We start from the raw sequence: 15,008 nt of genomic DNA on the forward strand, positions 1-15,008 counted from the left end.
CCATGGCCGAAAGCGCTGGTTCCCACGACAAGGGTTCCTCCGGCGTTTGCCGCCGGTTCAATAGTCTTTGGAAATGCGGACGTTCGCACTCTGCCTGCCAAGCGTGGAGATGCTCGACAGCAGCGACAGCCAGCGGGTGACCTGGAACTCGACCTGCGTCGCGCTATAGCCCTGGCCGTCGGTGACGATTTCCGCATAGAGCCGCCGCGTCACATATTTGCCCGCGGCGATCGACGTGCCCTGCCCCGTCTGCGGATCGGCAGGCAGGATGCGCAACCGGTCGAGACCCGCTGCACGCCGCACTGCGTTGATTGGGTTGATCCCGTTGCCGCCGTCCTGCAACGCCGCCACCGCCGCCGCGAGCTGCAGGGCCTCGGGCGCGGACAGGTTGGTAATCGACGTCCCGAACAGCAGGCGCGACAGCAGTTCGTCCTGCGGCAGCGCGGGCGTGCTGGTGAACCCGATCTCGGGCTTGAGCGCATAGCCCGTGACGCGGATCGAAGCGTTGAGCCCGGTCGAATCGGCGTTCGCTTCGATGTCGAGCGCGGGGTTCGCAGGCACGCCGCCGTCGAACCGGATGACGCCGCGCGCCAATTCGAATTCGCGCCCGGCAAATTCGTAATCGCCGCGGATCAGGGTCGCACGGCCCGTGATCGCGGGGTTCTGCGGCTCACCGGCGATCTGGAGATTGGCGGACCATTCGCTCGTCAGCCCCAGCCCGCTGACCATGACCTGGTTCGGCGCGCGGGCCTTGATCGCCAGCGTCCAGGGGCGTGTCGGCGCGGCCTTTTCCTCGCCGCCCTCGGGCAGGTTGATTTCCCGGATGTTGAGTTGGGGCACCGCACTCGCCGCGGTCGCCTGGCCAAGCCGGTAGCGGCTCTTGTTCATCACCACGTCGCCCGCGATCACGCCGCCTATCCCGTCCGACGTGAACGTCAGCGGCCCCGTCACGGTCGCGCCGATATCGTCGCGGTTGATCATCACAGCGTTCGCGGCCTGAAGCCGCAGGTCGATGCCGAGCCCGTTCCTGGCCGCGAAATCAAACTGGCCAACCCCCGTCACCCGGCCGCCCTTGCCCGCGTCCGCGGCGAAACGGTCGATCACCAGACGCGAGCCGCCGAACCGGCCGCTGGCCTGGACGTTCGACAGGATCGTCCCCGTCGTGCCGCTTTCGATGCGGGCGTTGGTCGCACGGACGACGCCGCGGATTACCGGCGCCTCGAGCGTACCGACGACGTCCGCGCCGATCGCGACCGGCCCCGACAGGTCGAACAGCTCGACCCCCGTCAGCCGCCACAGCGTGTCTGCGGGCCCGCTGTAGCGCAGCTGTCCGAACAGCCGCGCGCGTGAGATCCGCGTGGCGAGGTCGCCCTCACCGAGCGGTGCGAGCTGCGCCTGTGCGCGACCGATCGTCTTGCCACCCGAGGCGATCACCGCACGCAGGCCGAGCTTGTCGGGCGACAGAAGCGCCGCGACCCCGACGTCGATCGGCCGCGACGACAGCACCAGCCCCGCACGGCTGAGGCCACGGATCGTCACGTCCGCCTTGCCCGTCGGCGGGTTGCCGCCGCTCGTCGCGACGCTGAACGTCCCCGATGCCAGGCCACCAAGCTGGAGGCCGGGATAGCCGATGTCGAGGATGGCCAGCGGCATCCGCGTCATGCTCGCGTCGATCGCGCTGGTCGATCCGGTGAAGCGTCCGCCGATCTGCGCCTCGCCCCCCGAAAAGCTGAGCCGCGTCGGTGCGAGGCGCCAGCCATCGCCGTCGCGGGTCACGATCGCCGGGCTCAGCAGGCGCAGCGGCCGCCGGTCGAGCGTCCCTTGCGCGGCGATGCGATAGCTGTCTGCGGTCACGTCGGTCACGCTCTCGATATCGAAAGCGCGTCCGCGCGACCCCGCGATCGACGCCTTGATCTGCCCCACTCCGCCGCGCAGCGACGCGCTGCCCGCCAGCCGCCCGATGCTGAGCGCGCCGCGTTGCAAGCCTGCGCCGGTCGCGGTCGCCTCGATCGAAGTGCCAGCGGGGTCGAGGATCGTGACGAGATCCATATGGCCACGCCGCAACGTCCAGCCGGCAAGCGTCCCCGCGCGCGCATCGAGGTGCGCCTCGACGCGCTGATTCTCGCCGACCGGCCGGAAAAGCAGTTCACCCGCCAGGCCGCCGCCCGCCACCGCGAGCCGCCCGTTGAAGCCGCCATCGACGATCGCGAGCGTTCCCGTCGCGCGGGTCCCGCTGACGTCCAGCGCGGCGATCGCGATCGTGGCACCCGCGCCGCGCGGCAGGAGCAGCGTTCCGGCCGCGGTAAAGGGGCCAAGCCGCGAGCCACCCGCAGCGGCAAAGGCATAGCCCTGCGCGGTCGGATCGAGATGCGCCCGCACGTTGGTCAGCCCCAGGGCCGGACTGGGGCTGGCGAGGACGAGGTCGAGCGTCGGCCGCTCGATCCTGCCGTCCAGGGTCAGCGTGACCGGCCCGTAGTTTTGCTGACGGCCACCGCCCTCGAACCGGAAACTGCCGTCGCGCCGTCTGTAGCCGTTGCCGCTCAACCGGATCTGCGGCGCGACGAGGACGAGATTGTTGAAATGCAGGACTCCGTCCGTCGTCCGTTCGAGATTGGCGGTGAGCCGCGGCAAACCGCCTGCCAGACCGCGGAAGAAGGCGTTGTCGAGACGCAGCACCTGTGCCGCGCCCTGCCCGATCACGCGCGTCCCCTTGCCGTTCGGCCCCGGAACGACGCGCAGCGTCGACGTGACGTCGACGATTCCCAGCCCCGGGATCAGATAGCGACCGAGCCGGCCATTCACCCCGACGTCGAACCGCCCGGTGCGCAGATCGACCCGGATGCCGAGCCGTCCGTTGAGCTTGTCGGAGCGCAGCACGAGGTCGTCACCGGTCAACAGCGCCGGCGTGATCCGCAGCCGCCCATCGACCGACAGGTTGCGCAGGATCCCCCCCGCAACATCGCCTACCCCGGTCACGCGGGCCGCGGTGACGCGGATCGGGACGGTGACCGGCGCTGCAGACAATCGCCCTTTGCCGGCGATCCGCACGGAATCGAATCCGGTCTTGTCGAAGGCCAGCCGTGCCGCATCGAGGCGGTAGTCGAAGCTGGCGGTCGCGAAGTCACCGTCAAGAATGGCCCGCAGTTCGATGCCGCTGCCCCCCATCGTCCCGATCAGCGCCGTCGGCCGCAGCAGCCGCGCCTTCACGCGGAAATCGCGAAACGCGTTCGCGCCGAGATCGACGATACCCGTCGTGTCGAGCGAGAGCGCCGGCGACCGCAGCGACAGCCGCCCGTCGAGCCGGCGTTCGACGAACGTCGCGGCGCCATTGACCAGCAACCGTGGCGTCGTGAGCGCCGCGAGCCGTCCGCTGAGCAGCCCCGAGGGGGCGAGCGTTCCCGACAGCGTATAGCGTCCGCTCGCCTGTGAGAGCGCGAGATCGACCGCGCGTGCCGTGCCGACATTACCCTGTGCGCGGCCCGTCCAGCGTGCCCAGCGGCCGTCACCGGTGACGACGAGCGCGACGTTGCTCCGGGCGCCGATCATCCGCGCGAGCACCCCGTTCACCGCCCCGCGCGCCGCGACGTCCAGATCGAACCGGTCGCGCGCGGGCTCCGCATCGATCCGCAGCTTGAGCCGGTCGCTGCCCGCGACCAGCGCGTTCACATCGACAAGCGCGCGTCCCGAGCGGATATCGGCACGGCCGTCGAGCCGCGCGACGCGTGCGGTGCCGAGCACGCGGGTGTCGAGCAGCAGGCGTCCGACCGTGAGCCGCCCGATTCGGATGTCGAAATCGGGCAGGATCGGCGTGCGCCTCTTCGACGGTCGCGTGCGCGGGACGTGGAACAGCGTCGCGCGATCGATCGCGAGCCGGCGGATTTCGAGCCGGTTCGAAAACCAGCGGATGGGCGACCAGTCGAGCGCGACACGCGGCGCCTGGAACACGAGCCCGTCAAGATCATAGACGCGCAGATCGGTCAGCCGCGTATCGCCATAGAGCGACCCGTCGATCCGCCCGATCGTGAAACGTAGCCCGTTGGCCGCGCGGATCGCGCCGACCCGGTTGGCGACATAGCGGTGGCCGATATCGGTATCGACGATCAGCAGTGCAGCACCGAGGATCGCCACCAGGGCCAGGAATGCCGCGGCAAGCCAGCGCCACCAGCGGCGCCGTGGCACAGGCCGGCCCGGCTCTGTCGCCTCGGTCACGGCGTCGGTCAAAACGCCTGTCCCAGCGATACATAGACCGCGATCCGGCTGTCGCCCGGTTGCGGGTTGATCGGCGTCCCGACATCGAAGCGGATCGGGCCGAAGTTCGAATAATAGCGCACCCCGATCCCCGTGCCATATTGCAGACCGGTGAATTTGGGCAGCGGCGACGTGTAGATGTTGCCAGCATCGAGGAACGGCACGACCCCGAAATTGCCGAACGCCTTGATCCGCGCCTCGATCGAGAATTCGGTCAAGCTGCGGCCGCCGATCGGATCGTTGTTCGGATCGCGCGGACCGATCGACTGATAGCCATAGCCGCGTATCGATGCGCCGCCGCCGGCATAGAAGCGCCGCGACGGTGCCACCTGATCGCGCGGCGCGCCGACGATCGTGCCGAGCCGGGTCCGCCCCGCCAGCACGATCCCGTCGCTGATCGTCCTGTACACGCTCGCATCGATCTGCGTCCGCGCATAGCCGAACACCGATCCCTGGAACGAGGCCTCCGGGCTCAGCCGCCCGCCGAGCCGGAACCCGCGCGTCGGGTTGAGCAGGTCGTCCGATCCGTCATAATTCAGTGTGGTCGGCAGCGCGCCGATGAAGAAGGTGCGGCGCCGCGGGTCGCCGGTCGACACGATCACGTCGCGTTCGTCCGATGCGATCAGCTCCGCGCCGAGCGACCAGGTCCAGGTCTTCTGGAAGAAGATGTTCGTCTGGCGTTCGATGCTGCCGGCCAGCGTGAAGGTCTTGGCCTCATACGCATCGCGGTTGATATGCACCGCGGAGACCTGCGCGGTCAGCACGCGATCCCGCGCATGGAAGTTGTTCCGCCGATAGACGATCGCGCCAAGCTGCTCCTGCGTCCCGATAACGCTGCGCAGCGTGAGCGCGCCTTCGGGCGGGAACAGGTTGCGATGCGTCCAGCTGACCTCGGCGCGTGCGCCCTCGCCCGTGCCATACCCAAGCTCGCCCGCGACCGTGCGCGGCGGCGCACGGTCGAGCTTCACGCCGATATCGACGCTGTCGGCGGTGCTGCCGGGGATCGGCTTGACCTCGACCGACGACACCAGGCTGGTCTGGACGAGCGCCCGGCGCAGATCGTCCAGTTCGCCTGCGTCATAGGGTTGGCCGGGCGTGAACCGCGCGATTTCCTGCACATGCTCCGCATCGAACACGCGGTTGCCGGGCAGCGCGACGATCCGGCCAAAGCGCTTCTGGCCGCCCGGGACGATCGACAGGTCGAGCGTCGCGGTGCGCGTCGCATGGTCGACGACGATCGCCGGATCGCCGACCTTGGCGAAGGGAAAGCCCTCACGCCCGATCTGAGTCGTCAGCTTTGCCTCACCCGCGACGATCGCGTCGGAGTTGACCGGGTCGGCAGGCTTGATGCCGAAGGCCTGGGCCAGCGCGGGCGCCTTGTCACCCGCCGCCGCCAGACCGTCGATCGTCACGCCCGTGAAGGTGTAGCGCGTGCCCGGATCGGCCGAGACGATCACCAGCGGCTTCTGCCCCGGCTCGACCCGGGTGGTGACGCGCGCGTCATAATAGCCCTCGGCGCGCAACAGGCTGTTGAGCAGGTCGCCGTCCTCGCGCGCGCGGCGATCGAGCTGCGCTGCGTTGGCGACCTCGCCGTCGTTCGCGTTGAGCGTCGAGAGCTGGTCAAACCGCTGTTTCAGCAGCGCGTTTCCAACCGAGTCGATCCCTTCCAGCCGCCACGAATAGCGCGTCTCGGTCGTCGCATCGGTGTTGGTCGCGACGGTGACCGGATCATCGGTGGCGGCGGCGAGATCGGGCCAGGCGACGCCGATATCCGGCAGCGGCGCGAGCGGGGACATGGGATCGAGCGACACCGGCGCATCCGCGGCCGCAGCGCCCTCCTGCCTCGTGGACACGCGTGTCTGCGCGGCGGCGCGGGGGGGCGCCGGCAGCATCGGCACGACAAGGACGGCGGTGGCCGTACCGATCCCGACCCACCCGAAGCGGTACACCATGCTCGCCTCCTAGCCGGGCTTGGCCCCCCGCGACAGTCGTTCGTGACGCATTTTCGCCACGTTTCGTCATGACATCGAAATACTCTGCCGGACAATCAGCGCGTTGCGCGGTGCATCGTCCGCGTCGGCAGCCGGCACTGGCGTCCGCGCGCGCGACGTGGCAGGTGCGGGACATGGCTGACAAACGTCCGACCGCTGCTGGCGGCTTTCTGATCGCACTCGGCATTCTTGGCGGTGCCGGGGTCGGATTTGCGATCGGCCAGGCCACGCCCGGCCTCCTGATCGGCACCGCGATCGGCGTCGCCGCCGCGCTGCTCGTCTGGATCCGCGACCGCCGCTAGGCGGGTTCGCGCATCTGCCAGACGACGCGGCCGACAATGTCGACCGGGCCGTCAGGCACCGGCGGCGCGGCAGGATTGTCGCTCGACACGCTGAGCGTCCCGTCCCGCAGCGCGACACGCTTGACCATCGTCAGGCCATCGACCCGGATGACGTGAAGCCGTCCACGCGCGCCCGGAACCGTGGTCGCCAGATCGACGATGATGTGATCGCCGTCCTGCAGGCCGGGTTCCATCGATGTCCCCCGGACCCGGATGATCGCCGCCTGCCCGTCGCGCAGCCCGAGCCGCCGCGCCAGCGCCGGGTCGATCACGTCGGTGCCCAGCAACACCTCGTCATCGACCAGCGCACCCGGCCCGGCCGACGCCTGCACCGCCAGCCGGGCGATCTGGAATCCGGTGCGGCTCTGCCCCGTCTTCCCCCCGCTCCCGCCGAGCACATGATCCTCGACGCCGAGATACTGCGCGAGCAGCCGGCGATCGTCCTCCGCCAATCGTCGTGGCGACCCGCGCTTCACATACTGCTGCAGATAAGCCGCGTTGCGTCCGAGCATCGCCGACAGGGCCGCCAGACTGTCCCCGCGCGCAGCCGCAAGCCGTGCCAGCGCTGCTCGGGGATCGGAATCTGACATGACGAGACCATAGCGCAGGAAAAATCCTAGACAAGTTGGATTTCAGAGAACAGATCGTGAACGAGCACAGGGAATCACGAGGAGCAAACGATGTCCGTACTGGTCAAGATCAACCGATATCTGCGGCAGACCGACATGGGGGCGGCGACCTTCGGACGACGTGCGGTGAATGATTCCCGGCTCGTCGCGGATCTTAGACGCGGTCGTCAGCCACGGGCCGGACTGGTCGCGCGGATCGAGGCGTTCATTGCGAACACGTCCGGGCGCGGCCGGTCGTGAGGATGGACCCCCTGCGCGGCCCCGATGTCGCGACGCGGTTGCTCCGCGCACTTCACGCCGGTGCCGCCGCATCGGGCACGGCATTCGAGGTGACCGAGACGGTTTCGCGCCCATGGGCAAGCGCGACCTTCTCGGGCGAGCAACATCATCTGGTCATCCAGGCGGATCCCATACCCGGTTTTCGATCGTGGCTTGCCGCCCTGCCGGATGCCGAGCTGCCGCTGCGGGGGCACATCCTCGCCGATCTCGCGATCGACATGGTGGAGCAGGTCGGGTCGCGGCTGCGTGTCACCATCGCGGCGTTGACGCTGATCGACGCATAGCCGTGCCTTGGGGCTGGACTTTCGGCCCTGGAAACACGAAGTCGGCGGCCAATGAAGGAGATGACGATGGCAGGCACCGGCGCCGGAATGGGCAAGTTCGAATGGGCGGATCCGTTCCTGCTCGACGACCAGCTGAGCGAAGACGAACGCATGATCCGCGATACCGCGCGCGCCTATGCCGAGGACAAGCTCGCGCCGCGGATCATCGACGCGTTCCAGCACGAACATACCGATCCCGCGATTTTTCGCGAGATGGGTGATCTCGGCCTGCTCGGGCCAACTATCCCAGAGGAATATGGCGGCGTCGGCGCCTCCTATGTCGCGTACGGCCTGGTCGCGCGCGCGGTCGAGCGGATCGACTCGGGCTATCGCTCGATGATGTCGGTCCAGTCGAGCCTGGTGATGTACCCGATCAACGCGTTCGGCTCCGAAGCACAGAAGCGCAAGTTTCTGCCAAAGCTCGCGACGGGCGAGTTCATCGGCTGTTTCGGGCTGACCGAGCCCGATGCGGGATCGGATCCCGGCGGCATGACGACACGCGCGAAGAAGACCGCGAACGGCTATGTCATCTCGGGCGCCAAGACCTGGATCTCCAACTCGCCGATCGCCGACGTGTTCGTGGTCTGGGCCAAGTCCGACGAGCATGGCGGCGGCATCCGCGGCTTCATCCTGGAACGCGGGATGAAGGGGCTCGAGACGCCCAAGATCGAGGGCAAGCTGTCGCTGCGGGCGTCGATCACCGGCATGATCCTGATGGACGAGGTCGAGGTCGGCGAGGACGCGTTGCTCCCCGACGTCCAGGGGCTGAAGGGGCCGTTCGGCTGCCTCAACCGCGCGCGCTACGGGATTTCGTGGGGAGCACTCGGTGCGGCGGAGTTCTGCTTCCACGCCGCGCGGCAATATGGCCTCGATCGCAACCAGTTCGGCACCCCGCTCGCCGGGCGGCAGCTCTATCAGAAGAAGCTCGCCGACATGGAGACCGAGATCGCGCTCGGGCTCCAGGCGTCACTCCGCGTCGGGCGGCTGATGGACGAGGGGCGGTTCGCGCCCGAGATGGTCTCGATCGTCAAGCGCAACAATGTCGGCAAGGCGCTCGACATCGCGCGGATGAGCCGGGACATGCACGGCGGCAACGGCATTTCGGGGGAATATCAGGTGATGCGTCACATGATGAACCTCGAGACGGTCAACACCTATGAGGGCGCACACGACGTCCACGCGCTGATCCTCGGCCGCGCGATCACGGGTATTGCGGCGTTTTGAGAGCGACAAGCCCCTCCCCTTCAGGGGAGGGGTTGGGGTGGGGGTTTTCCATGAACGCAGCCGAGGATTTTGGGGCGCTGCCCCACCCCGCCCCCTCCCCTGAAGGGGAGGGGCTAAGAAGACCGCCGCCCCTTTCCGGCCTAAAGGTCGTCGAACTCGCCCGCATCCTCGCCGGCCCCTGGGCAGGCCAGGTGCTCGCCGACCTCGGCGCCGACGTCGTCAAGGTCGAGAGCCCCGCCGGCGACGACACCCGGACATGGGGCCCGCCGTTCATCGACAACCCCGACGGCACCCGCGACGCGGCCTATTTCCACGCCGCCAACCGCGGCAAGCGCTCGGTCGTCGCGGACTTCACGACGCCCGAGGGACGGGCTGCGGTTCGTGCGCTGATCGCCGACGCGGATGTCGTGATCGAGAATTTCAAGGTCGGCGGGCTTGCCAGATACGGCCTCGACTATCCGACGCTCGCCGCGATCAATCCACGGCTCGTCTATTGCTCGATCACCGGTTTCGGACAGGACGGACCCTACGCACCGCGCGCGGGCTATGACTTCATCGTCCAGGGCATGAGCGGGATCATGGATCTCACCGGCGAGCCTGATGGCGCTCCGCAGAAGATCGGGGTCGCGTTCGCCGACATCATGACCGGACTGTATTCGGTGATCGCGATCCAGGCGGCGCTGGCGATGCGCGAGCGGACCGGCCGGGGGCAGCAGATCGACATGGCGCTGCTCGACACGATGACCGGCGTCCTCGCCAATCAGGCGATGAACTGGTTCGCAAGCGGCGTCTCGCCGACGCGGGTCGGCAACGCGCACATGAACGTGTGCCCCTATGCCGTCTTCCCGACCAGCGACGGGTGGTTCATCCTCGCGGTCGGGAATGATGGCCAGTTCCGGCGGTTCTGCGATGCGATGGGCTTGCCCGAAATGCGCGACGATCCGCGGTTTGCGACCAATGCCGGGCGGCTGGCCTTCAAGGACATCTTGTTCGCGGGGATCGAGGCGGCGACCTCGCTGGTGCCAAAGCTGGAGCTGCTCGCGCGGCTGGAGGCGGTCGGCGTCCCCGCCGGGCCGATCAACACCGTCGCGCAGGCATTCGACGATCCACAGGTGATCGCGCGCGGCATGGCGATCGACGTCGTGCGTCCGGATGGATCGAGCGTGCCGGGTTTGCGCACGCCGATCCGCTTCTCAGATGCCGATTTGGCGACCGGGCGTGCAGCACCGATGCTGCCAAGACACCCGTCATCCTGACGAAAGTCAGGATCCAGAGCCACGGACGGTAGCGGTCGTGGCTCTGGATCCTGGGTCTAGCCCAGGATGACGACGGGGCTTAGGCGACGGCCGTCACTGGCTTGCGCGCATACACCCCGTACGCAAGGATCAGCGCATAGCAGATCGCCGGCAGCAGCAGCGCGAAGTGCAGGCTGCCCGAAGAATCCGCGAGCACCCCCGTGAAATAGGGAATGATCGCGCCGCCGACGATCGCCGTGGCGATCACGCCCGACCCCTCGGCCGCACGCTTGCCAAGGCCTTCGGATGCAAGTGCGAAGATCGTCGGGAACATCACCGAATTCATCAGCCCGATCGACAGCAAGGCCCAACCCGACACGGCACCCTCGGTATTCGCCGAGATCAGGATCAGCGCCAGCGTTCCCGTCGCGACACCGGCCAGGACCTTGCCCGGCGACACCTTGTTGAGGACATAGGCCCCGATGAACCGCCCGATCAGCGCGCCGCCCCAGTAGAAGGGCACATGCTGACCGGCAGCGACGTCGCTCAGGCCCATCACGCTCGGCTGCATCAGGTAGTTGACGATCAGCGAGCCGACCGCGACCTCGGCGCCGACATAGAGGAAGATGCACGCCGTCCCCATCGCGAAGCGCGGGCGCTTGAGCAGCGTGAAGGCGTGGAGGATGCTGCCCGTCTGCTCCTGCTCCTCGTTCAGCCGGTTGCGCCTGGTCCAGACGACGGCGGCGACGATCAGCAGCGCGATCGCGAGGCCGATATAGGTGTGCACGACGGTCCGCGACGATTCGGTCCGGTAGGCGTCAAGCGCGGCGCCGGTCAGCGTCGATGAATCCACCGTCGCGAGACCACCGAGGATGACCGCGGAGCCGACATAGGGGAAGATCGTCGTGCCGAGCGAGTTGAACGCCTGCGCGAAGGTCAGCCGGCTCGATGCCGATTTCGGCGCGCCGAGCGCCGAGATCAGCGGGTTGGCGACGACCTGGACGACGGTGATGCCCGCGCCCAGCACGAACAGCGCGAACAGGAACATCTCGAAGCTGGCCTTGCCCGCCGCCGGGATGAACAACAGGCACCCGACAGTCATCGTCACCAGCCCGATCGAGGCGGTGCGCATATAACCCGCCTTGCGCACGATCGCCGCGGCGGGGATCGAGAACAGCGCATAGGCGAGGAAGAAGGCCGACTGGACCAGCATCGCGGTCGCATGGTCGAGCGTGAACAGCTCCTTCATCTTGGGGATGATGATGTCGTTCAGCGAGGTGATGCCGCCGAAGATGAAGAACAGGGCGAAGACGAAGACGCGCAGGTCGGGGGCGTCGTAACCGTGATTGGCATCGCCCTCTGCGGCGGCGCCTCCCGCGGCGGCGGTGTGATGGGTGTCGACATGCATGATAAATTGCGCCCTCTCGCGGTCTTGTTGGGCGGCGGCATAAGCCGGGGCGACCGCGCGTGGCAATGGCAGAGGCGCGTTCGCGCGCCCGGCTGCGGCGTGCCACCCGTCGATTGCCGCGCTTTCGGGCATCAGGTATGCCGTTTGCAAACGCGACAAGGGAGAGCATGAGATGGCGACCGCAGCGCTGCGCAATTCGACGGTTTCACCCGCGGAATGGGAGGCCCGCCAGCAGCTTGCCGCCTGCTACCGCGTGTTCGACATGCTCGGCTGGTCCGAGATGATCTACAACCACATCACGTTGAAGATCCCCGGCGAGGACGGCGCGTTCCTGATCAACCCGTTCGGGCTGCATTTCAGCGAGGTGACCGCGTCGAGCCTCGTCAAGATCGACATCGACGGCAACAAGCTCGACCAGAACCCCTATCCGGTCAATCTCGCGGGCTTCACGCAGCACGCGCTGTTCCACAAGCACCTGCCCGACGCGCATTGCATCATGCACACGCACACCACCGCGGGGATGGCGGTCAGCGCGGTCGAGGGCGGGCTTCAGCCGACCAATTTCTATGCCTGCAATTTCATCGGCCAGATCGCCTATCATGATTTCGAGGGCGTCACCGTCCGGTCGGAAGAGGGCGAACGGCTGATCGAGCATCTCGGCGACAAGCGCGTGATGCTGCTGCGCAATCACGGCATCCTGGTCATGGGCCGGACGCTGCCCGAGGCGTTCATCAAGCACTGGTCGCTGCAGCGCGCCTGCGAGATCCAGGTCGCGACGGCGTCGATGGGCACGCCGATCCTGATCCCCGACGATGTCGTCAAGGTGCACCAGCGCGATCTCGGCAAGGTCTCGCTGCCCGGTGGTGCGGGCAAGGCGGATTTCGAGGCGATGGTCCGGCTGGTCGACAAGCGCGACACGAGCTGGCGGCAATAGCCCCCTCCCCTCCGCCCGGGGGATCGGCTAGCGCGCGGGGATGACCCGCTTCACCGTCAACAACCAGGCGATCGAATATCGGCTCGATCCCGCGACGCCGCTGCTCTGGGCGCTGCGCGACGCGTCGAATTTGACGGGGACCAAATATGGCTGCGGCACCGGACATTGCGGCGCCTGCACGGTCGATATCGACGGTCGTGCGGTGCGCAGCTGCCGTGTGCCGATCGGGTCGATCGAGGGGCGCTATGTCACCACGATCGAGGGGCTGTCGCCCGAACGCAACCACCCGCTGCAGCTCGCCTTCATCGCCGAAGCGGTGCCGCAATGCGGCTTCTGTATTCCCGGCATGATCATGGCCGCCGCCGCGCTGCTGAAACGCGATGCTGACCCCAGCGAGGCGCTGATCCGCGAACAGATCACCAATCTGTGCCGTTGTGGGGTCTATCCGCGCGTCGTCGAGGCAATCCAGCGCGCGGGCCGCGCGACCCGCGGCGAAGAGGTCCTGCCCGCTGGCCCCCGCCCCGGAATCGACCCGGCGGATTCCGCACGACTCGTTCCCGCGCTCGTCCCGCCGCCCGCGCGCTAGGGCGCCCGCGCACGAATCCTGTCGGATCGCTGACCAAGCCATTCAGCGTCGCCTCACGCCCGTAAGGCTAGACGGGGTGCACCATAGGAGCCGGCTCGTGCGCCGGCAGTCGAGGACGACGGCAATGACGCGGAGTTTCCTGAAGATCTTGCTCGTGGCATCCGCACTGGTGCCGGTTGCCGCACAGGCGCAGCGGTTCGGTGCCGAGGCGCCGGGGAATGGCGAGATGCGTGGTGATTGGAGCGATCGCGGCGATCGCGGCGATCGGCCGCAGCGTCCCGACCGGGGGGCGATCGTGCAGGGTACGGCACGCGGCGATACGCCCGATGCGCGCAACGGCCGACCGGACGGCCCCCGCCAGGACTGGAATGCGCGTGTGGCGTCGGACCGGCAGGCCGACCAGGTTCGCGAGAACTGGGTTCGCGGTAACGCGCAGCGCGATGCCGCCCGCCAGGACGTCCGAAACGATCGCCGCGGTCAGCCCGACCGCGCCCGCTTCGACGGCCGCCCCGGCGAAGACCGCGGCTATCGTGACGATCCACGCGGGCGCGACGACCTTCGCGGCCGCCCGGATGGGCGTGGGCGCGACGACTGGCGCGGCCGCGACGGCGATCGGGATCGGGGCGGCTTTCGCAACGGCCAGCATTTCGGCGGCTACGGCACCGTCCAGGGCTATGGCCGCGGCGGATATGGCCAGCGCGGGGCGTGGAACCGCGGCTGGCGCAGTGACAATCGCTATGGCTGGAGCGACTATCGCGCGAGCAACCGCGGCGCCTACCGCCTGCCGCGCTATTATGCGCCGAATGGCTGGGGCTCGGGCTATCGCCGCTTCGGCATCGGCTTTTCGCTGAACAGCATCCTGTACAACCAGAATTACTGGATTCAGGATCCCTACACCTATCGCCTGCCCGAGGCCTATGGGCCGTATCGCTGGGTCCGCTATTACAACGATGCGCTGCTCGTCGATCTCGACAGCGGGCGGGTGGTCGACACGGTCTACGATATCTTCTGGTAGGCGCATCGCGGCACGGCGGGCCACATCGCCCGTCGTGCCGTCCCAGTTGCGCCCCCTTGCGTTTCGCGGACGGCTGCGCAAATTCGGGTCCATGGGTTTATTCACCAAAGCCAAGCCGCAGGATCCGATGGCGCCGACACGGCAGGCGGCTGGCGCCAGCGTCGCCGCGCGGCTCGACGCCAATCCGAAGGTCCAGCGCGTCGCGATCGACGGGGTGCAATTCTATCACCACGCCAACTTCCTCGACGCCGCGACCTGTCGTGCGCTCATCGCGCTGATCGATTCGAAGCGGCGGCCGTCGACGCTGCTGTCCGACCGCCCGAACAGCAGTTTCCGCACGTCGGAAAGCTGCGACATGGATCGCTGGTCCCCCGATGTGCAACCCACCGACGAAGCGATCGCCGCGCTGCTCGGCATCGACCTGCCGCATGGCGAGACGATGCAGGGTCAGCGTTACGCCCCCGGCCAGCAATTTCGCGCGCATCACGATTATTTCCATGCGAGCGAAAGCTATTGGGACAAGATGCAGGAACAGGGCGGCCAGCGCACCTGGACCGCGATGGTCTATCTGAACGACGTGCCCGAGGGTGGCGCCACGTGGTTCCCGCAGGCGGGCGTCAAGGTCGCGCCCAAGCGCGGGCTGCTGCTCGCGTGGAACAATATGAGCCCCGACGGCAGCCCCAATGGCCTGACGCTCCACGAAGGCATGCCGGTGGTCGAGGGCGTCAAATATATCGTCACAAAATGGTTTCGCGAACGCCCCTGGATCAAGTGACGCCCCTCCCCCGTCGGCGG

The 15,008-nt window shown here is 67.8% G+C and carries 13 protein-coding genes; 9 read left to right on the plus strand and 4 right to left on the minus strand.

All coding sequences use genetic code 11. The features are described from left to right. Positions 1-57 precede the first annotated feature (57 nt). Positions 58-4,221, minus strand: a complete 4,164-nt coding sequence (locus C8J24_RS01950; RefSeq protein WP_244180342.1) for a translocation/assembly module TamB domain-containing protein — start codon at positions 4,219-4,221, stop codon at positions 58-60. Then, complete coding sequence (locus tag C8J24_RS01955; protein WP_107929914.1) at positions 4,218-6,200, minus strand: autotransporter assembly complex protein TamA; 1,983 nt, start codon at positions 6,198-6,200, stop codon at positions 4,218-4,220. The genes C8J24_RS01950 and C8J24_RS01955 overlap by 4 nt, the downstream gene beginning before the upstream one ends. Positions 6,201-6,373: 173 nt before the next feature. Between C8J24_RS01955 and C8J24_RS17445 the strand changes: the two genes are divergently transcribed. Beyond that, a complete protein-coding gene (locus C8J24_RS17445; protein WP_167396669.1) occupies positions 6,374-6,541 on the plus strand; it encodes a hypothetical protein in 168 nt (55 codons plus the stop codon). On the opposite strand, the gene C8J24_RS01965 is transcribed toward C8J24_RS17445, so the two are convergent. Beyond that, positions 6,538-7,170 carry a S24 family peptidase gene (locus C8J24_RS01965; protein WP_107929916.1) on the minus strand — a complete coding sequence of 211 codons (633 nt, stop codon included), beginning with the start codon at positions 7,168-7,170 and terminating at the stop codon, positions 6,538-6,540. The genes C8J24_RS17445 and C8J24_RS01965 overlap by 4 nt on opposite strands. A gap of 90 nt (positions 7,171-7,260) precedes the next feature. Between C8J24_RS01965 and C8J24_RS01970 the strand changes: the two genes are divergently transcribed. From C8J24_RS01970 to C8J24_RS01985, 4 genes are all read left to right on the plus strand, one after another. Further along, positions 7,261-7,449, plus strand: coding sequence for a hypothetical protein (locus C8J24_RS01970; protein ID WP_031438885.1), 189 nt, complete (start codon positions 7,261-7,263; stop codon positions 7,447-7,449). Next, positions 7,446-7,772: a hypothetical protein gene (locus C8J24_RS01975; RefSeq protein WP_146163614.1), complete on the plus strand. Its 327-nt coding sequence runs from the start codon at positions 7,446-7,448 to the stop codon at positions 7,770-7,772. The genes C8J24_RS01970 and C8J24_RS01975 overlap by 4 nt, the downstream gene beginning before the upstream one ends. 66 nt (positions 7,773-7,838) lie before the next feature. Continuing rightward, positions 7,839-9,035: an acyl-CoA dehydrogenase gene (locus C8J24_RS01980; RefSeq protein ID WP_244180343.1), complete on the plus strand. Its 1,197-nt coding sequence runs from the start codon at positions 7,839-7,841 to the stop codon at positions 9,033-9,035. Positions 9,036-9,085: 50 nt separating this feature from the next. Further along, on the plus strand, positions 9,086-10,291 hold the full coding sequence (locus C8J24_RS01985; protein WP_107929921.1) for a CaiB/BaiF CoA transferase family protein: 1,206 nt from the start codon (positions 9,086-9,088) through the stop codon (positions 10,289-10,291). 79 nt (positions 10,292-10,370) lie between these two features. Here the strand turns inward: C8J24_RS01985 and C8J24_RS01990 are convergent, their stop codons facing one another. Further along, entirely contained in the window at positions 10,371-11,678 is a 1,308-nt protein-coding gene (locus C8J24_RS01990) for a sugar MFS transporter (protein ID WP_031438881.1), read from the minus strand. Between the two features lie 172 nt (positions 11,679-11,850). On the opposite strand from C8J24_RS01990, the gene C8J24_RS01995 reads away from it, so the two are divergent. The 4 genes from C8J24_RS01995 (at position 11,851) to C8J24_RS02010 (ending at position 14,988) form a co-directional block, all read left to right on the plus strand. Further along, the gene (locus tag C8J24_RS01995) at positions 11,851-12,612 is read left to right on the plus strand and encodes a class II aldolase/adducin family protein (RefSeq protein ID WP_031438880.1); all 762 of its coding nucleotides are present in this window, start codon (positions 11,851-11,853) and stop codon (positions 12,610-12,612) included. Between the two features lie 40 nt (positions 12,613-12,652). Beyond that, positions 12,653-13,198, plus strand: a complete 546-nt coding sequence (locus C8J24_RS02000; protein WP_107929923.1) for a (2Fe-2S)-binding protein — start codon at positions 12,653-12,655, stop codon at positions 13,196-13,198. 124 nt (positions 13,199-13,322) lie between these two features. Beyond that, positions 13,323-14,213, plus strand: a complete 891-nt coding sequence (locus C8J24_RS02005; RefSeq protein WP_107929925.1) for an RcnB family protein — start codon at positions 13,323-13,325, stop codon at positions 14,211-14,213. Positions 14,214-14,304: 91 nt separating this feature from the next. Then, a complete protein-coding gene (locus C8J24_RS02010) occupies positions 14,305-14,988 on the plus strand; it encodes a prolyl hydroxylase family protein (protein WP_056406126.1) in 684 nt (227 codons plus the stop codon). Positions 14,989-15,008 lie beyond the last annotated feature (20 nt).

Source organism: Sphingomonas aerolata, assembly GCF_003046295.1.
Classification (GTDB): Bacteria; Pseudomonadota; Alphaproteobacteria; order Sphingomonadales; family Sphingomonadaceae; genus Sphingomonas; species Sphingomonas aerolata.